The organism is Cupriavidus necator N-1 (genome assembly GCF_000219215.1).
Taxonomy (GTDB): Bacteria; Pseudomonadota; Gammaproteobacteria; order Burkholderiales; family Burkholderiaceae; genus Cupriavidus; species Cupriavidus necator.
Map to the genome: position 1 here is coordinate 1,776,990 of NC_015726.1, position 23,790 is coordinate 1,800,779.

Annotated in this window: 19 protein-coding genes; 8 read left to right on the forward strand and 11 right to left on the reverse strand. The window is 64.6% G+C overall.

Annotated elements, in window-relative coordinates:
* Positions 1-363: 363 nt before the first annotated feature.
* Positions 364-600 (reverse strand): hypothetical protein, encoded by a 237-nt coding sequence (locus CNE_RS40970; protein WP_148271574.1) that lies wholly within the window; start codon positions 598-600, stop codon positions 364-366.
* On the opposite strand from CNE_RS40970, the gene CNE_RS08410 reads away from it, so the two are divergent.
* From CNE_RS08410 to CNE_RS08425, 4 genes are all read left to right on the forward strand, one after another.
* Positions 583-1,218 (forward strand): response regulator transcription factor, encoded by a 636-nt coding sequence (locus CNE_RS08410; protein ID WP_238553065.1) that lies wholly within the window; start codon positions 583-585, stop codon positions 1,216-1,218. The genes CNE_RS40970 and CNE_RS08410 overlap by 18 nt on opposite strands.
* A gap of 317 nt (positions 1,219-1,535) precedes the next feature.
* The gene (locus tag CNE_RS08415; protein WP_013956698.1) at positions 1,536-2,651 is read left to right on the forward strand and encodes a porin; all 1,116 of its coding nucleotides are present in this window, start codon (positions 1,536-1,538) and stop codon (positions 2,649-2,651) included.
* 440 nt (positions 2,652-3,091) lie between these two features.
* Positions 3,092-5,074 carry an acetate--CoA ligase gene (gene acs / locus CNE_RS08420; protein WP_013956699.1) on the forward strand — a complete coding sequence of 661 codons (1,983 nt, stop codon included), beginning with the start codon at positions 3,092-3,094 and terminating at the stop codon, positions 5,072-5,074.
* Between the two features lie 223 nt (positions 5,075-5,297).
* Positions 5,298-5,594, forward strand: a complete 297-nt coding sequence (locus CNE_RS08425) for a hypothetical protein (RefSeq protein WP_013956701.1) — start codon at positions 5,298-5,300, stop codon at positions 5,592-5,594.
* A 158-nt stretch (positions 5,595-5,752) separates the two neighbouring features.
* On the opposite strand, the gene CNE_RS08430 is transcribed toward CNE_RS08425, so the two are convergent.
* Positions 5,753-6,610 carry a GNAT family N-acetyltransferase gene (locus tag CNE_RS08430; RefSeq protein ID WP_013956702.1) on the reverse strand — a complete coding sequence of 286 codons (858 nt, stop codon included), beginning with the start codon at positions 6,608-6,610 and terminating at the stop codon, positions 5,753-5,755.
* A gap of 512 nt (positions 6,611-7,122) precedes the next feature.
* On the opposite strand from CNE_RS08430, the gene CNE_RS08435 reads away from it, so the two are divergent.
* The 3 genes from CNE_RS08435 to CNE_RS08445 all read left to right on the forward strand — a co-directional run bounded on the left by CNE_RS08435 (position 7,123) and on the right by CNE_RS08445 (position 9,218).
* On the forward strand, positions 7,123-7,875 hold the full coding sequence (locus CNE_RS08435) for a cupin domain-containing protein (protein WP_013956703.1): 753 nt from the start codon (positions 7,123-7,125) through the stop codon (positions 7,873-7,875).
* Between the two features lie 194 nt (positions 7,876-8,069).
* Positions 8,070-8,771, forward strand: a complete 702-nt coding sequence (locus tag CNE_RS08440; RefSeq protein ID WP_013956704.1) for an HAD-IA family hydrolase — start codon at positions 8,070-8,072, stop codon at positions 8,769-8,771.
* A 96-nt stretch (positions 8,772-8,867) separates the two neighbouring features.
* Positions 8,868-9,218 carry a cupin domain-containing protein gene (locus CNE_RS08445; protein WP_013956705.1) on the forward strand — a complete coding sequence of 117 codons (351 nt, stop codon included), beginning with the start codon at positions 8,868-8,870 and terminating at the stop codon, positions 9,216-9,218.
* A gap of 170 nt (positions 9,219-9,388) precedes the next feature.
* Here CNE_RS08445 and CNE_RS08450 read toward each other — a convergent pair whose 3' ends face one another.
* From CNE_RS08450 to CNE_RS08470, 5 genes are all read right to left on the reverse strand, one after another.
* Positions 9,389-10,555: an NAD(P)/FAD-dependent oxidoreductase gene (locus CNE_RS08450; protein WP_013956706.1), complete on the reverse strand. Its 1,167-nt coding sequence runs from the start codon at positions 10,553-10,555 to the stop codon at positions 9,389-9,391.
* A complete protein-coding gene (locus CNE_RS08455) occupies positions 10,552-11,952 on the reverse strand; it encodes an FAD/NAD(P)-dependent oxidoreductase (RefSeq protein ID WP_013956707.1) in 1,401 nt (466 codons plus the stop codon). Before CNE_RS08455 ends, CNE_RS08450 begins: the two co-directional genes overlap by 4 nt.
* Positions 11,949-12,323 carry a (2Fe-2S)-binding protein gene (locus tag CNE_RS08460; RefSeq protein WP_013956708.1) on the reverse strand — a complete coding sequence of 125 codons (375 nt, stop codon included), beginning with the start codon at positions 12,321-12,323 and terminating at the stop codon, positions 11,949-11,951. Before CNE_RS08460 ends, CNE_RS08455 begins: the two co-directional genes overlap by 4 nt.
* A gap of 51 nt (positions 12,324-12,374) precedes the next feature.
* Positions 12,375-13,778, reverse strand: coding sequence for an aspartate aminotransferase family protein (locus CNE_RS08465; protein ID WP_013956709.1), 1,404 nt, complete (start codon positions 13,776-13,778; stop codon positions 12,375-12,377).
* Positions 13,779-13,972: 194 nt separating this feature from the next.
* Positions 13,973-14,860, reverse strand: a complete 888-nt coding sequence (locus CNE_RS08470) for a GNAT family N-acetyltransferase (RefSeq protein WP_013956710.1) — start codon at positions 14,858-14,860, stop codon at positions 13,973-13,975.
* A gap of 269 nt (positions 14,861-15,129) precedes the next feature.
* On the opposite strand from CNE_RS08470, the gene CNE_RS08475 reads away from it, so the two are divergent.
* Positions 15,130-16,749: an ABC transporter substrate-binding protein gene (locus CNE_RS08475; protein WP_013956711.1), complete on the forward strand. Its 1,620-nt coding sequence runs from the start codon at positions 15,130-15,132 to the stop codon at positions 16,747-16,749.
* A gap of 61 nt (positions 16,750-16,810) precedes the next feature.
* Here the strand turns inward: CNE_RS08475 and CNE_RS08480 are convergent, their stop codons facing one another.
* From CNE_RS08480 to CNE_RS08495, 4 genes are all read right to left on the reverse strand, one after another.
* Positions 16,811-17,599 carry a transporter substrate-binding domain-containing protein gene (locus CNE_RS08480; RefSeq protein WP_013956712.1) on the reverse strand — a complete coding sequence of 263 codons (789 nt, stop codon included), beginning with the start codon at positions 17,597-17,599 and terminating at the stop codon, positions 16,811-16,813.
* Positions 17,600-17,778: 179 nt separating this feature from the next.
* Positions 17,779-19,095: an aspartate aminotransferase family protein gene (locus CNE_RS08485; RefSeq protein ID WP_013956713.1), complete on the reverse strand. Its 1,317-nt coding sequence runs from the start codon at positions 19,093-19,095 to the stop codon at positions 17,779-17,781.
* Positions 19,092-22,049 carry an FAD-binding and (Fe-S)-binding domain-containing protein gene (locus tag CNE_RS08490; RefSeq protein WP_013956714.1) on the reverse strand — a complete coding sequence of 986 codons (2,958 nt, stop codon included), beginning with the start codon at positions 22,047-22,049 and terminating at the stop codon, positions 19,092-19,094. The genes CNE_RS08485 and CNE_RS08490 overlap by 4 nt, the downstream gene beginning before the upstream one ends.
* Before the next feature lie 253 nt (positions 22,050-22,302).
* Positions 22,303-23,784: an NAD-dependent succinate-semialdehyde dehydrogenase gene (locus tag CNE_RS08495; protein ID WP_013956715.1), complete on the reverse strand. Its 1,482-nt coding sequence runs from the start codon at positions 23,782-23,784 to the stop codon at positions 22,303-22,305.
* Positions 23,785-23,790 lie beyond the last annotated feature (6 nt).

The window sequence follows — 23,790 nt, forward strand, 5'->3', positions numbered from 1 at the left end:
TCGCGTTGCAAGATTCCGAAATCCGGTGGTGCAGGGCGCTCATGATCCGGGTTGATTCGTCTGGGCCGACAAAGCTCTCGAACGGCTTTTTCTCTGACAAGGCAATGACTCCTGGGACGGGGGCCAGGGTCTTTGTGGGATGCGACATTGAAGCATGTGCGCCCAAGCGCTTGGTGGGGTATTCCGGGCCATGACGGTAATAGCTGCGGTTTCATATGTCCCGTTTGGCATTGCATGCCGTGCGCTCAGCGCGCGTGCATGTGCACCGCAATATTCGTCGGGATTTACCCTGGGAGTGCGTCATCCTGGTGCGTGCGTGGATGCAGTAATTTTTTCCTATCAGATGCTGGCGTGTTCATCGCATCATGATTCCCCTTTTTCGCCCGGCGCTGCTACGACTGCGATGACATACCCACGACCCCGCACGAGGTAGACGATATGGCAGTCCTGGCCGACGCGGACAATCTGCGCCGCGGCGAGCGCGGTGAGCGGCTCAGCGGTCTTGTCGACCGTGCGAAAGGAAACTGAAAAGATTGTGCGGCTCCATTCTGCTTCCAGGCAATGAGCACCAAAACTACCGCTGTGATTGCCGACGATCATCCCGTGGTGCTCGCCGGACTGGCGCCGTACATGGCGCGTCAAGGCATTGACGTCATAGCCATCGCGGATAGCGTCAATGGGCTTCTCTCGGAACTCAAGAAGCATGCACTGCTACTGCCGGATATCGTGATCACCGGCTATGACTATGGCGGAGAGATCGACGGGTTGCGCTTGATCGAACGGTTACACCGGATGTACCCCAAGGTGAAGATCGTGGTCTTCTCGGGGCAGCGTCCACACGGTCTGGTTCGTCAATTGCTGGCGAAAGGTGCCGACGCGTTTGTCGCAAAATCGATGGCCCTGCAGTTCGTGGCCGATGCATGCCAAACCGTCCTCTCAGGTGCGAAGTACATAGACCCGGACACTGAGGGGTTGTTGATTGCTCCGACCCGCCATTGCGAAGACAAGTGCGACGATCGTCTTAGCCCGCGCGAACGCGAGGTCCTTCGCCTTCTGGCGCAAGGCTATCCGCTGCAGGAGATTGCACGGAAATTCCAGCGCAGCGTCAAGACGATCAGCGTCCAGAAGTGCTCGGCCATGAGCAAGCTCGGGCTGCGAAATGAAATAGAACTGGCGTTGTATCTGGTCAAGCACAGGCATGCGGTGATCCCGTCCTGAATACAAGCGCTGCGGTGAGTAACCGCTGCAAAAAGAAGGGCTGCCCAAGGGCAGCCCCGGACGGGCTCTGCCGCAAAGCCATGGAAAGTGTCGATATATGCTGATGACATACACGCGACAGCAGAGCTCTCGCACATCCTAGGCTGATAATTACTGAAAAAAAATAGGCGCTGGCCTAAAAAACGCTTTAGATGTAATACCAACATCATGGCTCGAATACGGATTGTTAAGTCTTGCAGATTCAATGCAGAATCTGCTTCGCCCGAATTCGAACCGATGCGGATGGGCTACTTACCATTCTTGGAGCAAATCATTTCATGAAATTCAAACTGTCAGCCTTTGCGGCTGTTTTGCTGGTGGTCCCCAGCGCGTATGCGCAATCGAACGTCACGCTGTACGGTGTTGCTGATGTGGGTATTGAGTACCTGAACAAGGCTGTTGCTTCGACGGGTACCGTACCCGCCGGCGCCCAGGGCAACAATCTCTGGGCCCTGCAATCGGGCAACCAGTCCGGATCGCGCTGGGGATTGCGCGGCGTAGAAGACCTGGGCGGCGGCATGAAGGGCATCTTCCTGCTGGAAAGCGGCTTCAACCTCGATACCGGCGCCTCGGGGCAGGGTGGTCGTCTCTTTGGTCGCGGCGCCTACGTCGGTCTGCAGAACCAGTGGGGCCAGCTGACCCTGGGCCGGCACACGACCCCGTTCTATGACTTTGGCGTTACCTACGACCCGATGTCGATCGCGAGCCGCTATTCCATCGGTGCACAAGACCCGTTCATGGGCGGGGCGCGTGCCGACAACTCCGCCAAGTATATGGGGACGTTCGGCGGCCTGAGCGTGACTGGCCTGTATAGCTTCAACAACAACAACCAGGAGGTCGCGGGCAATTTCACCAACGGGCGTGAGTACTCGTTCGCTGTGAACTATGCTGTGGGCGGATTCGCCGTTGGCGCCATTTACGACCAGTCGAACCGGTCGGCCGCCACGGCTCTGTCGACCAATAGTCTGATCAGACGGGCCGCAGTCGCCGGGACATACACTTTCGGTCCTGCCAAGCTCTACGGCGGTTACCGATATGCCCACGCGTTCAACGGTGCCACCCTGCCTGGCGTTGCGCTGACCAACACAGTGTCGAACCTGGGTTGGGTTGGCGTTGGCTACCAGGTATCTCCGGCGCTGTCGGTCAGTGGCTCTGCGTACTACCAGAACCTGCGTCAGTCGAACGCCGGCAACCCGTGGCAGTTCGTGGCGCTGGTGGACTATGCACTGTCGAAGCGTACGGATCTTTACACCACGGTTTCGTACGCACTGAACCGCGGCAAGTCGAACCTGGGGGTGAACGGTTTCAATGACCAGCTGGGTGCGAGCAGCGAAGCCGTGCAGCCGGGTGCAAACCAGTTTGGCGCTGTCGTTGGCATCCGCCACAAGTTCTGAGCTTAAGTCCGTTAGTGCAGACCCGGGGGCAACTCCGGGTTTTTGATACAACTCCGCTCGGCTTCAGGGTTGCCAGGTTTGGAGCGCCGTCCCTCCCGGGACGGCTTTGCGTTGGCCGCCGGCCTCCGCATCATGCCAGCCACAGCGGCGCAGCGTCCGGCCTCCAACAGCGGGCGAGAAAACACCGGAAATTGCAAGTTCAGAGCGTATTCGGCAGCTTCTGCCAGCGCTGCGATGCGATACTTTATCCGGATCGCGGGCCTGCTCTCGCTGTTCATGGCGAGGAAATGCAAAGTACGTACCGCCATAGCCGACAGCCATCACTGTCGTGGGCTATGCCGAGCCCCTCGTCGCCATGCTGCCCTTCAGACATCGCCACTGGTGATACCAGACCCCTGGGTCATCGGTAGAAAATTTTCTAAACGCTCAGAGAAGTAGTCATGTCCGATATTGCGCCCATGAATCGGGAACCCGAGCTTTTCAATCCGTCCGCGCTGTTTGTCAACAACGCGAACATTTCCGGCATGGAAGGCTACCGGGCGATATGCGCCGCAGCCGAAGACGATTACGAAGGCTTCTGGGCCCGGCATGCACGCGACCTCATCACCTGGCATAAGCCGTTCACCAGGACGCTGAACGAGGAACACGCTCCGTTCTACCGTTGGTTCGAGGACGGTGAGCTCAACGTTTCGTACAACTGCCTGGACCGGAACCTGGCGAACGGCAATGCCGAAAAGACAGCGGTCGTCTTTGAGGCCGACGACGGCCGTGTCACCCGAGTCACGTATGCGCAGCTGCACGCCAGGGTCTGTCAGTTTGCTAACGGCTTGCGGGCGCTTGGCATCGGGAAGGGTGATCGCGTGGTCATCTACATGCCGATGTCCATCGAAGGTATCGCCGCCATGCAGGCTTGCGCGCGCATCGGTGCGGTGCATTCCGTGGTCTTCGCCGGCTTCTCGGCCAGGTCCCTGCGCGAACGGATTATGGATGCTGGCGCGGTGGCAGTGATCACGGCCGACGAGCAGGTGCGTGGCGGCAAGCATCTGCCGTTGAAGTCGATCGTCGATGAAGCCCTCTACTTGGGCGGTTGCGACACCGTGAACAACGTCATCGTTTACAAGCGCACGGGCGCCAGCATCGATCTCGTCTCCGGACGTGACCTGTGGCTGCATGCGCTGACCGTCGACCAGCCCACCATCTGCGAACCGGAATGGGTCGAGGCCGAGCATCCGTTGTTTATCCTCTACACCTCGGGTTCTACCGGCAAGCCCAAAGGGGTGCAGCATGCATGCGGTGGCTATCTGCTGTGGGCGATGCTGACGATGAAGTGGACGTTCGACATCAAGCCTTCCGACGTCTTCTGGTGCACGGCCGACATCGGCTGGATCACCGGCCACACCTACATCGCCTACGGCCCGCTTGCGGCGGGCGCGACCCAGGTCGTTTTCGAGGGTGTGCCGACCTACCCCAACGCCGGCCGCTTCTGGGACATGGCCAGCAAGCATCAAACCACGATCTTCTATACCGCCCCGACGGCGATCCGCGCGCTGATAAAGGCTTGCGACAATGACCCGGAGCTGCATCCGAAGCAGTACGATCTGTCCAGCCTGCGCTTGCTTGGCACGGTAGGGGAGCCGATCAACCCGGAGGCGTGGATGTGGTACTACGACAACGTTGGCAATAGCAAATGCCCCATCGTCGACACCTTCTGGCAAACCGAAACCGGCGGGCACATGATTAGCCCGTTGCCTGGCGTGACGCCGTTGCTGCCGGGCTCCTGCACGCTGCCGTTGCCTGGAATCATGGCGGCGGTGGTCGATGAAGGCGGCAACGAACTGCCGCACGGGCAAGGCGGCATCCTGGTCTTCAAGCGCCCGTGGCCGTCCATGATCCGCACGGTCTGGGGCGATCCTGAGCGGTTCAAGGCAAGCTATTTCCCGCAGGAACTGGGCGGCAAGCTTTACCTGGCAGGTGACGGCGCGGTACGCAATGAATCGACCGGCTACTTCAGCATCACCGGTCGCATCGACGATGTGCTCAACGTTTCCGGTCACCGCATGGGCACCATGGAAATCGAATCGGTGCTGGTCGCCAACCCGCACGTCGCGGAGGCCGCCGTGGTGGGCAAGCCGGACGATACCACCGGGGAAGCCATCTGCGCCTATGTCATGCTGAAGGGCGCCCGGCCCCAGGGAGCCGAAGCGCAGCGGATCGCCAGGGAGTTGCGCGACTGGGTCGCCAGGGAGATCAGCCCTATCGCCAAGCCTAAGGAAATCCGTTTTGCCGACAACCTGCCCAAGACCCGTTCGGGCAAAGTGATGCGCCGGCTGCTCCGTGCCATTGCCAAGGGCGAACCGATCACGCAAGACCTGTCTACTCTTGAGGATCCTGCGATCCTGGAGCAACTCAGGCAAGCGCAGTAATCGGGCAATTTGACCGGCGCTCCGCACACTGTGCGAGGCTGCCCGGTCAATGCACATCTTTTTGGAAGACGACTATACAAGTGGGCCCAGGAGTTGATGATGGAGATTGCGATCAAGGTCAGGCACTGCAACCATGATCTGAAAATCGTTGAAATGCTGAACGCTGGCAACATCGAGCCCGACACGGAGGTTTGCAATGTCGCCTAAGCGACGATGGACGGCAATGCGGCAGCGCTACCCGTTGCTCGGTGAATTCGGGTACATCGACATGATGCTCAATTCATCCATGCATCCCAGGACTCAGCATCGCGTCCTGGACTGCGTCGAGGAACAGCGCGTATGGGAGCGGCCGGAATTGCCGGGCATCGGTATCACCCGTTTCGGTCGCTTCGAACATTCTTGCTGTGTCACGTTCGCAGGCGGCCGCCATCACGCCATGTACTACGTGTGTCAGAATGGCCGCTATCGCATGGAAGAAGCGCCGGCATTTGTATCAGAATTCCATGCAGGCGATGAGTAGCCCACCTCATGCTGTCGGCAAGGCCGACAGACCCGGGTTCATGCGACCGGTCCAGTGGAGCATGTGGGTGATCCGCATCACCCGCGTTTTCAGCGTAATGCCCGCTTTGTAGGCCTTGAAGATAAACTCGCGACCACAAGAGGCGGGTTCGACGTGGCTCAGCAGAGCGCCTGGCTGATGATGGCAAACTGCTTGAGCGCGCCATCCGCCGTCGGTACGCCATGACGCGCCATCGCCACCACGGTATCCACCTGCACCAGTCCCGCCTGCGCGAGCCAGTCCTGCAGGGCGCTCGTTCCCGTGACATCCACGCGCACGAAAGACCCGGTGCAGGCGCCAGACCAGCAGGCAATCAAGGCTTTCGCGCGTTCGCTATCGGAGGCCACCACCGGCCCGATCGCATTGCCTCGCCCGAAGCGGCGCATGACCGAGAATCCGACCGCTTCCCCATTTCGCTCCAGCACCACCGTCTCACCCACGGCGAGCAATGACTTCAGCACTTCGCCGCGCGACATGCCGGTTGCGCGATTCCCGAGTTCGACGATCGTCTCGATATCGGCTGGCGCGAACGGACGCAGCGATTCTCCTGCGGCCAGTGCCACCGGGTCGACGGCATTCATCGTGCCCTGATGCTGATTGATGGTGCCCGTCGCGACGAAGCCGAGGCGCTCATACAGCGGCTGTCCGGCGGGGGTTGCGTTCAGCAGCGTGCAGCGGTCGCCAAGCGCTTCCAGCACCAGGCGCATCAACTCGCCGCCGATGCCCTTGCCTTGATGCGACGGCGACACGATGATCATCCCAAGCGATGCCTGCTGTCCCTGCTTCCAGTAAAGCCCGGTACCGATCACTACCCCGGCTTCCTCCGCGACGAAGCCAGTACCCAGACGAAGGATAAATTGCCAGTCTTCAGCACGATGCGGCCAGCGCAAGGATTGCGACAGTTCATATGCGGCGGGCACGTCCTCTTCGCTCATGGCGCGGTAGGTGACTGGAGCATGGGTTGCGTGGCTTGGCATGGTGTCTTCCTTTTGAGTAAGCCGAATCTTCAACACGTCTGGCAGGACTACTGACTGAAGCCATCTTGCCACAGTGTCCGTCCCGCTTTACGGCGTCAATGCGATTCCACAGGTTCGTCTGGCAGCCGCCTTATCGCGCGGCGCTTATGCCGTTCGGCCGGCGCCAGACCGCACAAATTGCTACGCCCGCGCTCCGCCAAGGGGCTTACGGGATGCAGTCCGCTGTTCCGCACCATGGCATTGGCCGGCGCCCATGTCAGCAGCGACCTGTTCGGGATGCAGCAAATTATGCTGAACGGCACGCCAAATGCCGCTGTTTCTATGCTTGGACACTGTCCGAACGCGATACTCCGGAGGCTCGATAGTGCTGTAATGCTGTTCAGGGCGTATGCGACGCGAGGGCGGACACGATCCATCTCGGGCAACGCCTGCGCCGAGAGAATTTTTCCTATTGAGGGCTTGCGCGGCTCATGGCTCATGCAGCGTAATCCTTGTTATCGCGAGAACAAGTCATGTCAAGTTTGCTGCAGGGCGTCACCGAGCGCGCCACGCCGGCTACGTTTGTCGATTTGCGCGCGTTTGCGCAAGACCATTCCCTCGGTGTTCCCTTTACCGACGCTTCCGGGGAAGACGACTTCCTTTCCCGGCGTCGCATGCTGGACTTGCCACCGGGACCGGTAACGCTCGGCGTTATCACGCTGGACGGCGGGAGCGGGCTGGTCAAGGCACAGCCCGCGGATGAGTTCATCATCGTCTGCGAGGGCAAGCTGACACTGACCCAGCGGGATCGCACGGTCGTGCTGGGTCCGGACAACAGCGCTGTGCTGTTGCATGATGCCGAATTCGCTTGGTCGGCTGAATGCCCGGTGTCGATCCTGTTCATGCGCTACCAGTACAGCAGTCCTGGTGCGCGCGCGCTGCTGCCGATCGCGCAAGGGCCGGTACTGGAACCGTCCGGCGCGCCTGCGGCCGAGTTGCTGCTCACGCCGACCCCCGCTTGTCGCAACTACACGGACTATCGCTCCGAGGACGGGCAGTTCGTCTGCGGCACCTGGGATTCGACACCCTACCATCGCCGGGCGATGTTCTATCCCCACTACGAGCTGATGTACCTGTTGGAGGGCAGCGTGACGTTTGAAGATGAAACCGGCCGTAGCGGAACGTTTTCACGCGGCGATATCTTCCTGGTCGAACAGCATGCGCGGTGCAGCTGGGATAGCCGCGAGCAGGTCGCCAAGGTATATGCGATTTTCCGTCCGGCGTAGTTCGTACTGCGGGCCGTTGAGGTTCACTGGTGGTCTCCGCTTCACTGTGAAGCCTTGCCCGCAGGCAGTCATGCCTGTGGGCTTTTCTCCATGGTGCCTCGGACCTGCCGCTTTGGATGCTGGCGCCGCGGTCGCGTCCATACGCGAACGGGGTAGGCGGCTTTTTGTGTGTTTCTTTCTAGCAGAGGTTCTTCATGGCACTCAAAGACTTCAAGGTACTTACGTTCGACGTGGTTGGCACGCTGATCGACTTCGAGGGCGGAATGCTCGACTATCTTCGTCGCGCCGTTCCCGACAGCGCCATCAGCGATGAGGATTTCCTCGCCGCCTATCGCCGCACGCGCGCCGCAGACAAGACGATGTGGTATCCCGATGACCTGGAGCGTTGCTGGCACCTGATGGCGCAGAGCCTGAGCTTGCCCGATTCCGAAGAACTTGCACGCGGCCTGCGGGATTCCGTGGTCAACTGGAAGGCGTTTCCCGATTCGGTCGAGGCACTGAAGCGCCTGCGCAAGCATTTCAAGCTGGTGGCGATGACCAACGCCCAGCGCTGGGCATTGACTCACTTCGAGAAGACACTGGACTTCCCGTTTGACGATACCGTCACCTGTGACGATGCCCTGACGGAAAAGCCCGATCCGCAGTACTTCGCCTATGCGCGTGGCCGCTATGAGGCCAAATGGGGTTACAAGCAACAGGACAACCTGCATGTGGCGCAGAGCCAATACCATGACATCGGCATTGCCAGAAAGCTCGGCCTGAAGACCTGCTGGATCGAGCGCCGTCATGCGCAGCCGGGTTTTGGCGGCACCATGGAAGTGCCGGAACTGACCAGGCCGGACTACCACTTCCATTCGCTGGCGCAACTGGCGGATGCGGTCGAGGACAACGAGTAAGGCGTTCTCGCGCCGGGGCGGTGTGCATGCGTGGCACCGCCCTTGTCCATCGCTTATCTTTCCCGCCTCGTTCCCGCTCTCACTGTTCTGACCTCCATGCCCATCACCATCATTCCGCATTCCGCCTCTGGCAGCGACCTCACCGACGACGGCCCTGTCGGCAGACCGCTAAGCCAACCACCGTGCCATACCCGCAGCTTCGAGCTTGACCTGGAGGGCGCCGGACAAAACCGCACCGGCTTGTGGGAATGCACAGTCGGCTCCTACGAACGGCAAATCGCGGAAGCCGAAGTCATGCACATCCTTGCCGGTGAATGCCTGTTTACGCCGACGGGTGGCACGCCGATCCGGATCAAGACCGGAGACACCCTGTTCTTCCCGGCCAACACGACCGGCATCTGGGAGATTGTGGAACCCTTGCGCAAGGTCTATGTGATCCTGCAGTGATCGGCACGCGAGCGGGGATCCGGCGTCTTTGAAAGTCACGGGGTCCCCGCATTCGCGCGGATGACGCAGGCATGACTGAACGGCATTGCACCGTGGCCAAGATCGTCACCGTCGTTCCCGCGCAGGCGGGAACCCGATGACTTTTACAGGCGCATCGCTGTCGGTGCGGGTCAGACTACTTCCTGCAGCACCTGCGCACGGGCAAAGCGCCCGATGGCATAGGGCTCAAGCGGAATCGAGGTATTTCCCGTGCCGATCAGCTCGGCCATGGTCTCGCCCACGCCGGGGCTGATCGCGAAGCCTTCACCATTGAAGCCGAAGGCATAGTACAGGCCAGGCACCGTGGCGCTGGGGCCCATCACCGGCTGCCAGTCAGAGGTATAGCCTTCGATGCCGCTCCACACGCGAATCAGCTGCACATGCTCGAATGCCGGCACGAAGCGGCGCAGCTCGCGCAGCTGGCGCAGCACGTTATCAGGCTTCACATAGGCGCGAATGCGGTCGGTGTACGCCGGCCCCTTGAGGCCGCCGCCGAAGACGATGTTGCCGCGTGAGATCTGGCGGAAGTACAGGCTCTCATGCTCGATCGGCGTCGAAACGCCGATGGAGGGGCCGATGGCATAGGGCAGCGGCTCGGTCACGCCCATCTGTGGCCCGCGTGCATCCATCGGCACGCCCTCGCCGAACTGCTCGGCCATGCGATTGGACCAGGCGCCACAGGCCACCAGCATCTGCGGTGCGCGGAAGCGCCGGCCATCGGCGGTGTGGGCAACAAAGCCATTGGCGTCGCGCTCGACCTGCATCACCTCGGCGTGCTCGACGATCTGCGCGCCGGCGCGACGCGCGGCGCGCGCGAAGGCCGGGCCGGCCAGGCGCGGGTTGGCATGGCCGTCCTGCGGCGAGTACGATCCCGCGACCACGCCGGGCGCAAAGATGCCCCAGCGCCGGCGCAATTGCTCGGCCGTGAAAAGCTCCAGGTCCAGTCCGAGCGGCTTCACGTCGTGCGCATGTTGCTCGAGCACGGCGGCCTGCTGTTCGGTGTAGCACACGCGCAGGTGGCCGTACGGGACGAACTCGAGATCCTCGCCCAGCAGTTCCTTCACGCGGCCCCAGACGGCGCGCGCCCGGTTGGCCAGCGGCATCTGGTGCAGGGCGCGTCCCTGGCGGCGCACATTGCCGAAGTTGGTGCCGCTGGCCTGGCGCCCGACCAGCTCGCGTTCCAGCAGCACCACCGAGAGGCCCTGCTGGCGCAGGAAGAAGGCGGTGGTGGTGCCCATCAGGCCGCCACCGAGCACCAGCACATCGGCGTCGTGCGTTTTGGTTGCCGTGCTGCTCATGCCTTCACCTCGTGTGTATTCATCATCAGTGGCTTGACCGGTGCCTGCGAGCGCAGGCGACCGACTTGTTCGACCGGAACGCCGCAGGCCTGCGCCACGATCTCGGCCGCGGCATGGCCGCAGAAGCGGCCCTGGCAGCGGCCCATGCCGACGCGGCTGAAGGCCTTGGCGCGATTGACTTCCTGGCTGTCCAGCTCTGTCACGCAGCGCCGCAGTTCGCCCACCGTCACGGCCTCGCAGCGGCATACCACCGCGGTATCTGGCAGTGCGGCGGCCTGTGTATGCGGCCACGGAAAGGCCCGCGCCAGCCCTTGGCGGAAGCGGTCCATCTGGTCGAGGGTGCGGCGCAGCGCGGCCGATTCCGCGGCGTATTGCGTGCCGCCCCGCTCATGCCCCAGGTCGGCCAGAGCGGCCAGCGCCGCAAGCCGCCCCGCGGCCTCGGCGCCATCGGCGCCGAGGATGCGCGCGCCGTCTCCGGCCAGGTAGACGCCGCGCGTGCTGCTGCGGCCGTCCAAGTCGATGCGCGGCAGCCACTGGCGGCTCACGGGTTCAAAGGCGAACTCGCAGCGCGCCAGGTCGGCTAGTTGCGTCTCGGCGCGCAGGTGCCAGCCCAGCCCTACGGCGTCGCATTCGAAGCGCTGCTCGCGTCCGCGCGCATCGCGCACGGTCACGCCCCGCACGCCAAGGCGGTCATCGCCGTCGATGGCCAGCGGGGTCACGCCCTGCAGCACCGGTACGCCGGCATGCTTGAGGCCGCGGATCAGTCCGAGCCCGCGCAGCGCCAGCCGGGGGCGCGCCAGCAGGCCGGTGATGGCACCCCAGGATTTATTCGCGGGGGAGGTGTCGAGTACTGCCGCCACGCGCGCGCCGGCCTGCACGTACTGCGAGGCCACCAGGTAGAGCAGCGGCCCGCTGCCGAGGAAGACGACCTGCGCGCCGATGGCGCAGGCCTGTGCCTTGAGCGCGATCTGCGAAGCGCCCAGGCTGTAGCAGCCGGCGCGGTGCCAGCCGGGCACCGGCATCAGCCGGTCGGTCGCGCCGGAGCAAACCAGCAGTGCGTCGAAGGGCAGCGTCTGCGGTTCGTCCCCGCACACGACGTGCAGCTCGCCCTCGGTCAGGTTCCACGCCAGCGTGTTCGGGCGGTAGTCGATCCGTGCGCGCAGGGCGTCGAAATCGCGGTGGAGCGCCTGGGCCTTGTCGGCCTCGCTGCCATAGAGCTTGGCGTAGGAGCGCTTGAAGCCCTCGGGCTGGCGGCGGTAGATCTGGCCGCCGTCGCGCCGGCCTTCATCGACCACGGTCGGGCGCAGCCCGGCCTGCACCAGTGCCTGGGCCGCGCGTACGCCGGCGGGGCCGGTGCCGACCACGACGATGCGGGGCAATACTGACTGCGTGCTCATGCGGCGGCTCCTTGCGCGTGGCGCGCGAGCGATTCCTGCAGGTCTGGTGTCGCGGGCCAGTGGTGCGCGGGCGGTCGGGTCAGCACTTCCATGCCGGCCTCGGCAGGCGTGGAACAGGCGCGCAGGCGCTCGCCGGCGGGCGTCCATACCCAGCAGTCCTGGCAGGCGCCCATCATGCAGAACCCAGCTCTCGGGCCGTCGCCGAATTCGCTGTCGCGCACGCGCCGGCCATTCAGCAGCAGCGCGACCAGAAGGGTGTCGCCCGCCAGTGCGGTGGCACTATGGCCATCGATCCGCAGCATGATGGTGGGGCGGTCGGATTCTGCCAGCCGCATGAATCGCGCAGGCAGTGAAGGAGCGTTGTCGGGCATGGGGCGGCGGCTCGGCTTTGGTTTGGAAACAATGGTCTGACTGCTGCTGTCTCAGCTCGCAAGTGCGGCACGCACGTCAGGCAAGGCGAGCACGTCGTCGAGCGTCTTCTTCAGGCGCGCGAACATCAGCTCGAATTCGTCTTCGGTGTACGTCAGCGCCGGGGCAAAGCCGAGGATATTGTCGCCGAAGGCGCGGAACACGACGCCGTTGCGGTAGGCGGTCGCGGCAATGCGATCGGACAGGCCCAGCGTTGCGTCGAAGCCGCGCTTGCTGGCCTTGTCGCTGACCAGCTCCAGCGCGCCCAGCAGGCCGCGATGGCGCGAGTCGCCCACCAGCGGATGGCTGCGCAGCGCATCCAGCCCGGCTGCGAAGGTGGCCGCGCGACGCTGTCCGTTGGCCAGAATTCCGCCTTCCTCATACAGGCGCAGGACCTCCAGCGCGACTGCCGCACTGACGGGGTGAGCCGAATACGTGGCGCCGTGGCCGATGGGCGCCGCGCCGGGGGCGCCGTCGGCGATGCCGGCATAGACCTGGTCGGAGATCACCGTCGCGCCCATCGGGACGTAGCCGGCGGTAAGGCCCTTGGCCAGCGTCATGATGTCCGGGTCGACGTTTTCGGCTTCGCAGGCAAACATCGGGCCGGTGCGGCCGAAACCGGTGATGACCTCGTCGACGACAAAGAGGATGTCCAGCTCGCGCGCGGCGTCGCGCATGGCCTTGAGCCAGCCCTTGGGCGGCACGATCACGCCGCCCGAGCCCTGGATCGGTTCGCAAAAGAACGCGGCCACATTGTCCGCGCCCAGCTCGGCCACTTTTGCACGCAGTGCCGCCACCGAGGCGGCGATGATGCTTTGCGCATCGGTGGGATCGGCAGCGCGGTAGGGATTGGGCGAGGGGATGTAGTGCTGCGTCGGCAGCGGCAGGTCAAAGCCGCGGTGGAACGCGGGCAGGGCAGTGAGACCCGCGCCGGTCGACGAGGAACCGTGATAACCGCGCTCCAGCGAGATAAAGTGCTTTTTCGACGGGCGTCCGGTTGCGTTGAAGTACTGCGTGATGAAACGCACGGCCGTATCGACTGCCTCGGAGCCGCCGAGCGTGAGATACACGTGATTCAGCGAGCGGGGCGTGATCTGCACCAGCTTGTCGGCGAGGCGGATCGCCGGCTCGCTGCTGAAATGAAAGTAGCCGGTGGCGTAGGGCAGGCGGCGCATCTGCTCGGCAGCGGCCTGCACCACACTCTCCTGGCCGTAGCCGACGTTGACGCACCACAAGCCGGCGAAGGCGTCGAGCACTTCGTGGCCGGTGGCGTCGGTCAGCCACGCGCCGCGGCCCGACGACAGCACGGTGGGGCCGCGCTGCTCGTGCGCGCGCCAGGACGACACAGGGTGGATCAGGTGTGCGCGATCGGCGGCATCAAGCGCGGCGAGCTGTGGCAAGTCGGTGAGTTGGGTCATGGGAGGGTCCGTTCGCGTCCGTCATTTGCGTCTAATCATGCGCCAGCACTACCGGCCTGGCCTTTGCATGAAGCTTAGGGCCGGTGGCACATGGCGTGGTGCTGCATTGAGGGGGCTGAACGAAGTACGCTGCTGTTATGCGGGCCGTGGCAGCAGATTGTTTGGCAGTGCGCTTTCCGCGGCCTGGCACATCTTCAGCCTGTGGCCTGGGTGACCAGCGCGAACAGCGCCGCCGCGCCCGGCCGTGTGGCCGGCGGCGCACCTCGCACCATGGTCGTGGGCACATCCACGCGTGGCAGGCCTATGCTCTGCAGCCATTCGCCCAGCCCGCTGGCTCCGTCGATGTCGATGCGCGTGAAGTTGCCCGCATTCAGGCCGGCCAGGTACGCGATCAGCGCCTTGGCGCCATTGGCGCCGGGCGCTACCACGGGACCGATGGCATGGCCGCGCCCGAAGCGGCGCAGCATGGCGAAGCCGCGCGGCTCGCCCTCGAAGTCCAGCACCACGCAGGCCTCGGCGCTGGCCAGCAGGTCGTCGACCAACGCCTTGCGCGGCATGCCGCGTGCCTGCGCGTCGAGCCGGTGCAGCGCGGCGGCCTCGTTGTGGCCAGCGGGGCGCAGGCGCCAGCCGTCGGGCAGGGCGATCAACGGGGCAGGCTGGGCCGCGCCCTGGTGCTGGCAGACCTCGCCGGTGCGCGCAAAGCCCAGGCGCTCATACAGGCCGCGGCCATCGGCCGTGGCGTGCAGCAGCACGGTGCAGTCGTCCAGGCCTTCAAGCAGCGCGCGCATCAGCCGGTAGCCGATGCGCCGGCCCTGGCACGCCGGCGTGACGATCACCATGCCGATGGTGGCGTGGTGCTTGCCCCAGCGCCAGTGCAGGGCAGTGGCGACGAGCTGGCCATCGAGTTCGGCCACGATGCCCTCGGCGTGCGCGAACATCTGCTCCCAGTCGGTCAGGCGATGGGGCCAGCGCTGTTCCTGCGACAGGGCGTGGGCCCGCGTCAGGTCGTCGGCAGTCATCGGGCGCAGCACCACGCCGTCGTCGGCGATGGTGTCCTGGGCATGGGGAAGCGGGGCAAACATGGGCGATGTCCTCGTCGCGGAAAGGTTGGCACCGGCATTTATCTTGGACGACAACGGGCGGTCGGGCCAGAACGAGTTGGGGTTTATCCGAAACTTGCAAGATTCGTCTGCGGGAGGTGCTGGTTTTGCAATTCAATGCGGTAGCGCAGGCAGCAACAGGGACAAATGCTGAGCCATCTTGACTAGCATGAATGACCTGCAGTCACTCGCGGTGCGTTGTGACAAGTCCGCGCCTGCCGGCCTTTCCAGACAAAACCAGGAGCACTTCGATGAGCGAAAGCCGTAAAGAGTTCGAGAACCTTGTCGGCCCCGGCGAAAGCCTTCGTGTGATGGGTCTGCTCAAGCGTGGCGCCACGCGGCGTGACGTGCTGGCGATGCTGCTGGCGGGCGGCATGCAGGCCACGCTGGCCGGCAGCCTGGCCGGCGTGGCCGTCAAGGCCCATGCGCAGACGCCCAAGCGTGGCGGACATATTCGCGTGGCGGCCATCACGGCGGCAGCTTCCGATACGCTGGATCCGTCCAAGCAGTCGAACCAGAATGACTACGTGCGCTGCAGCATGGTGTACAACGGCCTGACCTCGCTCGATGGCAGCCTGACGCCGCGGCCGGCGCTGGCCGAGTCGTTCAACACCACCGATGCCAAGACCTGGGTCTTCACGCTGCGCAAGGGCGTGACCTTTCACGACGGCAAGGCATTGTCCCCGGCCGACGTGGTGTATTCGATCATGCGCCACAAGGACCCCGCCACCGCTTCGAAGGCCAAGGTGCTGGCCGAGCAGATCGAGAGCGTGAAAGCCACTGGCCCGAATGAGGTCACGGTGGTGCTGACCAGCCCCAATGCCGACCTGCCGGTGATCCTAGGCACCTTCCACTTCCTCATCGTCAAGGACGGCACCACCGACTTCAACGCGGGCATCGGTACCGGTCCCTACAAGATCAAGGAGTTCAGGCCGGGCGTGCGCACGGTGGTGGTGCGCAACGATGCGTACTGGAGGCAGGGACGGCCTTACCTGGACGAGATCGAGTTTGTCGGTATCGGCGACGAGGGCGCACGCGTCAACGCGCTGCTGTCGGGCGGGATGGACCTGGTGGCCTCTGTCAACCCGCGCTCCGTGGCCCGCATCAAGGGTACGCCGGGCTTCGGCATCCTCGTCACGCAATCGGGTCAGTACACAGACCTGGTCATGCGCAAGGATGCGGGTCCTGGCATGAACCCGGACTTTGTGATGGGGATGAAGTACCTGCAGGACCGCGCGCAGATGAAGAAGGCGATCGCGCTCGACTATGCGGTGCTCGGCAACGACCAGCCCATCGACCCCACCAACCGCTTCTTTTTCAAGGGCCTGCCGCAACGCGCTTTCGACCTCGACAAGGCTAAATACCATCTGCGCAAGTCCGGCGTGACAGGCAAGGTGCCGGTGGTGACCTCGCCGGCTGCCCTGTATTCGGTCGAGATGGCGACCGTGATGCAGCAGACTGCGCAGCGTGTGGGCCTGGAACTCGACATCAAGCGCATGCCTGCCGACGGCTACTGGTCGAACCACTGGCTCAACAGCCCGGTGGGCTTCGGCAACGTCAACCCGCGCCCCAGCGCCGATACCATCCTCACGCAGTTCTTCAAGTCCGATGCGCCGTGGAACGAATCGCGCTGGAAGAATCCCAAGTTCGACCAACTGCTGCTGGCGGCGCGGGCCGAAACCGATACCGCCAAACGTGCGCAGATGTATGCCGATATGCAGTCCATGATCCATGCTGACGCGGGCATCGGTATCCCGTTGTTCCTGGCCAGCCTCGACGGACATTCATCGAAGCTCAAGGGATTGTCGCCGATCCCGCTGGGTGGGCTGATGGGTTATTCGTTTGCGGAGCATGTCTGGCTTGATGCCTGACGGGGCGGGCGGCCTTTTTGCGCAAGGTTTCCGCCTGCGCCCCTGCGCGGTTGAGCCAGGCTTATTTGCCGAGCCACTTGGCCGCATGCACCTGGTAGTCACCGCCTGCCCTGGCCAGGTGCAGCCATTGGTCGACAAAGCCCTTGAAAACGGTGTCCCCGTTGGGCAGCAGGAAGGCCATCTCCGCATATTGCAGCGGATGCTCGGGATTGATGGCGCAAAGCTCCGGATGAATCCGGCTTTGCGCCACCGCCTCCGCCGCCTCGGTGACAAAGACATCGGCGCGGCCGGCGATCAGTTCGTCGAAGATGGTGAGGTTGTCGCGGTGAACGGTGAGCTGGGCACGTTGCAGCCGCGTCTTGGCAAAGCGCTCGTTGCTGCCGCCGGGATTGGCGATGACGCGCACCTCCGGCCGGTTGATGGCCTCGACGCTCTGGTACTTTGCCGCATTCTCGCAGCGCGCGATCGGCGTCTTGCCGTTGACCATGTAGGGCGCGCTGAAGAATGCGAGCTTCTGGCGCTCCAGCGTGACCGAGATGCCGCCGGCCGCAATATCGCATTTGCCCGCGACAAAGTCGGGCATCAGGTTCGCCCAGGTGGTCTTGACGAATTGCGGCTTCGCGCCGAGCGCCGTCGCCAGCGAGCCCATCAGGTCCACATCCAGTCCCTCGAAACTCCCGTCCGGGCGCTGGAAGCTGAAAGGCTTGTAGTCACCTGGCGTACACACGCGCAGGGTGCCGCTCTGGGCGACCCGGTTCAGGGCAGACGGGGCTGACGTTACCGCGGACACCGTTTGTGCCGCGGCCACGGACGACAGCAGCGCGAAGACTGGCGCAATCAGGAATTTCACGTGTTGGCTCCAAGGCGAGGATTCGAAACGGCGGCTCCCGATGGCGCCGCCACGGCCACGCTCGCTATCACGGCAGCACTCGTTGGAAAGCCGGACAGGGGCGCCTCCGGTCCGGAGGCGCCCCAATCATACTGCGGCCGGGCCGCGTACCGTAGGCCTGACCCGGTGAACCCTGCGCGTTACCGCGCCTGGTCGCTGGTCAGCGCAATCGCCGCCCGCAAGATCTCCAGCGCTTCCTGCGCCGTTTCCACGGAGGTGTTGAGCGGCGCCAGCAGGCGCACGGTGTTCCGATGCACGCCGCACTTGATGACCAGCAGGCCACCTTCGCGGCAGCGGTCGATGACACCTTGGGCGAATGCCGCCTCGGGCTGGAACGGGTCGCCGCCCTTGACGAATTCCAGCGCCAGCATCGCGCCAACGCCGCGCACGGTGCCGATGGCGGGGAACTCGCGTGCGAGCTGGTCGAGCCCGGCGCGCAGCGTTTCACCCAGCGCATGCGCGCTGGCCAGCACCTGTTCTTCCTCGAACAGGTCGAGCACCGCCAGCGCGGCGGCGCAGGCCAGCGGATTGCCCCCATAGGTACCGCCCAGGCCGCCAGGCGCGGGCGCATCCATGATTTCGGCGCGCCCGACGACGCCGGACAGCGGCACGCCGCCGGCTAGGCTCTTCGCCACCGTGACCAGGTCGGGCTGGATGCCCGCATGCTGGAAGCCGAACATCTTGCCGGTGCGGCCGAAGCCGGCCTGGATCTCGTCCAGGATCAGCACGATGCCATGCTTCTGCGTCAGCGCGCGCAGGGCTCGCAGGAACTCGTTGCCGGCCGGCAGGAAGCCGCCGTCGCCTTGCACCGGTTCCAGGATGATGGCGGCGACGCGGTCCGGGGCGATCTGCGTGGCAAACAGGTCTTCCAGCGCGCGGATCGCATCCGCGCCCGAGAAGCCGCGGAATTCATCGGGATAGGGCGTGTGGTAGACGTCGCCCGCCAGGGGCCCGAAGTTCTGCTTGTACGGCGTGCTGATGCCGGTCAGCGTCGAGCCGAGCAGCGTGCGTCCGTGGAAGCCGCCGCGGAACGCGATGATTCCCGGCACATTGCGGTAGGCACGCGCGATCTTGACCGCGTTTTCCACCGCTTCCGCACCCGTTGTCGCGAACAGCGTCTTGTAGTGCTCGTTACCGCCGACCAGCTGGTTCAGCCGCGCGGCCAACTCGACATAGACGTCATAGCCGACCACCTGGAACGCCGCGTGCGTCACGCGCCCCAGTTGCCTGCGCACCGCCTCGACGACCTTGGGGTGGTTATGGCCGATATTCTGCACGCCGATGCCGCCGACGAAGTCGATATAGCGGCGTCCTTCCACATCCCACAGGAACGAGCCTTCCGCCTTGTTGGCAAAGACCGGATGGGCGGTGACGATGCCATGCGGCACATGTCGGGTGCGGGCCTCGATATGGGACTGGTTGGAGGCCTGGTTGGAGGCCTGGGTCGACTGGGTCATTGGCATACACCTCTTTCAGGTTCCGCGAAGCCGGTGTCGCGGTGTGGTTGCGAAGGGTTGGAGCCGGCAAGGATCTCTGCGAGATGGCGCGGTTCGCGTCCGGTCAGCTTGCGGATCTGGCTGCGGCAGCTGAACCCGTCGGCGGCAACCATGGCATCGGGCGGAAGTGCGGCAAGCTTTGGCTGCAGCGTGCTCTCGCCGATCCGCTGCGACAGCTCGGCGGTCTTGCGGTGATAGCCGAAGGCGCCGGCCATGCCGCAGCAACCGGTGTCGAGAACGCTGGCGCCGAGCTGGCTTTCAGCCGCGGTGCCGCCGCAGGCGCGATGATGGCAGTGGGCGTGCAGGTGGACCGTGGTGTCGTGGTCCAGCGCCATGCCGGCCCGGGTGGCGAACTCGGCCATGGTGATCGTCAGCGCTGCCAGCGTCCGGGCGCGCGGGTCGTCCGGCAGCAGGGCCGGCATTTCATCCCGGAACACGGACAGGCAGCTGGGCTCCAGCACCAGCACCGGAACGCCGGCGGCAATCGGCGCGGACAGTACATCCAGTATTTCGATCAGGTTGCGGCGCGCCTGGTCCAGCATGCCGACGTCATAGAACGGCCGGCCGCAGCAGACGTGGCGCGTGCTCAGCCGGGCGTTCCATCCCTGCCGCTCGACCACCGCGACGGCGGCTTCGAGCACATGCGGCGTGAAGCCGTTATTGAAGGTGTCGGTCCAGATGACGACGTCGCGCTGGCGGTAGGACAGCGCACCGGCCTGTTGCAGGCGGGAAGCCGTACCGGTGCGGCGGAATTCCGTGGCGGCGATCTCGGGGAACACGGCGGAGCGGGCCAGGCCGAACACGTGGCCGACGCGCCGGGTCAGCGGATTGCGCATCAGGCCATTGAGCAGGCCGGCCGCACGCGTGGCCGCGGGCAGCCACTGGCCCAGCCGGCCGATCGCGGCATCCATCGGCGCGCGCAGGTGCCGCTTGTAATAGCGATACAGGAACTCGCTGCGGTACTTGGGGATATCGACATTCGTCGGACAGTCGTGCTTGCAGCCCTTGCACGACAGGCACAGGTCCATCGAGTCCTTGACCGCCTCGCCGTCGCGCGTTTCGCTGATGACCTCGCCGTTGAGCATCTCGAAGAACAGGCGTGCGCGGCCGCGGGTGGCGTAGCGCTCTTCGCGGGTGGCCTTGAAGCTCGGGCACATGGTGCCGCCATCGAGCGACCGGCACTTGCCCATGCCGATGCAGCGCTCGGTCTCGCGGCCAAAGCCGGTGCCCGGGCCATCTCCCATCGGATAGGTGAAGACGCTGGCTGCCTTGTCCTGCCGGTATGACGGGCCCATGCGCAGGTTGGCGTCCACCGGCATCGCATCGATCAGCTTGCCGGGGTTCATCAGGCCGTTCGGGTCCCAGATGGCCTTGAACTCGCGGAACGCCTGCATCAGCCGGGGCGTGAACATCAGGGGCAGGAACTCTCCCTTGGCCTGGCCGTCACCATGCTCCCCGGACAAGGAGCCCTGGTATTTGACGACCAGCGCGGCTGCTTCGGCCAGGAACCGACGCCAGTCGCCAAGGCCTGTGCGCGAACGCAGATCGAAGGTGATGCGCGAGTGAATGCAGCCATCGCCAAAGTGGCCGTACATATTGGTCTTGTAGCCATAGCGCTCGACCAGGGCGGAGAATTCCCTCAGGTAGGCGCCAAGCCGCGCCGGCTCGACCGCGGCGTCTTCCCAGCCGACGGTGGGATCAGGTTCTCCGAGAACGGTCGACAACGACGTTGCCGAAGCCCCCGTCTCGCGGATCGCCCACAGGCGTCCCATCAGCGAGGGATCGTCGACCAGCCTGACATTCGGCCGCGTGGGGAATGCGCGTGCCGCGCTGGCCGCACGGGCTGCCAGTTCGCGGGCCTGGTCGGGCAGGGTAGCGCCGAACTCCACCATCAGCCAGGCATTGCCGGCCGGCAGCTCGGCAATGTCGTCTAGCTTCAGTCCGAGCTGCTTCAGTCCGCCGATGATGCCGGTGTCCAGCCCTTCCATTGCGATCGGCCCGAGCGGCAGCAGCTCGGGCACGCAGTCGGCGGCATCGAAGATGGTCTGGAAGCCGAGCACGAGCAGTACGCGCTCGGGCAGCCCTTCCACCAGTGTGGTGTCAGCATGCAGCACCGTCGCGCAGGTCCCTTCTGACCCTACTAGTGCGCGCGCAATGTGGAAGCCGTTTTCCGGCAGCAACTGGTCCAGGTTGTAGCCCGACACGCGGCGCTTGAGCCGCGGAAAGCCGGCGCGGATATCGTCGGCATAGCGCCCGGCCAGTTCGCGCAGGGCCTTGACGATGCGCGCCTGTTCGCCGCCCGCCGCCAGGTGTTCGGCATAGCCGGCCTCATCGGTGGCGCCGACCCAGAAGCGTGCACCGGTGGCGGTGACAATCTCCAGGCGCTCGATGTTCTCGACCGTCTTGCCGGCCATCACAGAATGGGCGCCGCATGAGTTGTTGCCGATCATGCCGCCCAGCGTGCAGCGGCTGTGGGTGGCCGGATCGGGGCCGAAGGTGAGGCCGTGCGCGGCGGCGGCCTGCTTCAGCTGATCGCAGATGACGCCGGGCTGCACGCGGCCGATGCGTTGGACTGGATCGACCAGTGCGACCGCGTGCAGGTACTTCGAATGGTCGATGCAGACGGCGGCGTTGACCGATTGCCCGCTCATCGACGTGCCGGCACCGCGCGGCACCATGGCAACGCCCAGCTCGCCGCACAGGCGCACGGTGGTCTCCAGGTCTCCGACAGATTTTGGAACGACGACGCCAAGCGGGACCTGACGATAGTTCGAGGCTTCCGATGCGTAGATGGCGCGGGTCACCGCGTCGAAGCGCACTTCCGCAGTGGTTTCGGCTTCCAGGCGCTTGCGCAATCTCAGCAGCGCATTAAGGTCCGCGAGGGCACTGGGCTGGCGTTGGGGCATTGCTGTCATGGAGTTCGTTCGCGGTATGGTCGAAGCCTGCCGGGGTCATATCGCCAACGCTTGCGGGCAATCAGCGGGACCAGTATAGGGACGAGGCGGATCGCGCTTTGACCGAATGCGAGGGCTCGATCAGCAGCGAATCCTGTTGTGGCGGGATGAACAGCAGTTCCTTCGACGGGGATGCATGGCAGGCTTTGCCAGCAAGGCCCGCCATTCAAAACGGCCGGCTTGCGCCGGCCGCTCGAGAGGAAGCGGAGCGTTATCAGTCCAGCAGCCCCTGGCAGACGTACTTGATATGCATGTACTCTTCGAGGCCATGGCGCGACCCCTCGCGTCCGTAGCCGGAGTCCTTCACGCCGCCGAAGGGGGCCGCTTCCGCTGCCAGCGCGCCCTCGTTGATACCGACAATGCCCGACTCAAGCGCATCGGCAAGGCGCCAGATCCGCCGCACGTCATTTGAGTAGAAGTACGCCGCCAGCCCGAACGGCGTGGCGTTGGCCGCCGCGACCACATCCGCCTCGGTATTGAAGCGCGTAACCGGCGCCACCGGCCCGAAGGTCTCCTCGCAGGAGCAGTCCATCGCCGCATCCACATCGACCAGCACCGTCGGCGCATAGTAGTTCGGCCCGGGGCACTGCTCGTTGCGGATTCGCTCGCCGCCGACGACCACGCGGGCACCACGGCTGACCGCGTCCTTCACATGGCGTTCGATCTTGTCGACCGCGCGCGCGTTGACCATCGGGCCGATCTGCGCGGCCGGGTTCGTGGCGGGGGCAACGACCAGCGCGCCGACGCGCGCGGCAAGCTTTTCGACAAAGGCGTCGTGCACCTTGTCCTGGACATAGATGCGGTTAGGGCACACGCAAGTCTGTCCACCGTTGCGGAACTTGGCGGCCATCAAGCCTTCGACGGCGGCATCGAGATCTGCATCGTCGAACACGATAAACGGGGCATTGCCGCCCAGTTCCAGCGACAGCTTCTTCAGCGTATCGGCGGAGCGGCGCGCCAGGTGTTTGCCCACCGGCGTCGAGCCGGTAAAGGTGATCTTGCGCACCCGGGCATCGTCCAGCCATACATCGACGACTTCGGCCGCGCGCTCGCGCGAGGCGGTGACGATATTCAGCACGCCCCGCGGCACGCCCGCCTGTTCGGCGAGCCTGACCAGCGCCAGCGAAGTCAGCGGCGTATCCTCGGCGGGCTTGCACACCACTGTGCAGCCGGCGGCCAGCGCCGGTGCGATCTTGCGCGCGATCATCGCGGCGGGGAAGTTCCACGGTGTGATCGCGGCGATGACGCCAACCGGCTCGCGTAGTGCCAGCATGCGCCGGCCGGGGACCGGTGCGGCGATCACGTCGCCATCGGCGCGCGTGGCTTCTTCGGCAAACCATTCGACGTAGCTCGCGGCATACAGCACCTCGCCTTTGCCTTCCGCCAAGGGCTTGCCCTGCTCGCGCGAGATCAGGCGGCCAAGGTCTTCCACATGGCTGACGACCAGGTCGTTCCAGCGCTTGATGATCTGCGCGCGCTGCTTGGCAGGCGTTTTGCGCCAGCTTGGGAACGCTGCGTGCGCGACATCGACGGCGCGGCGTGCGTCCGCCGCACCGCTATCCGGTACCGCCGCAAAGACTTCATCCGTCGCAGGGTCCGCCACTGACAGTGTGCGATCGTCGGCCGCGCCGCACCATTCGCCGCCGATATAGTTGCGGCCGGGAAGCAAGGCCTGGTTCTGTAGGGACAAAGGCATGAACAA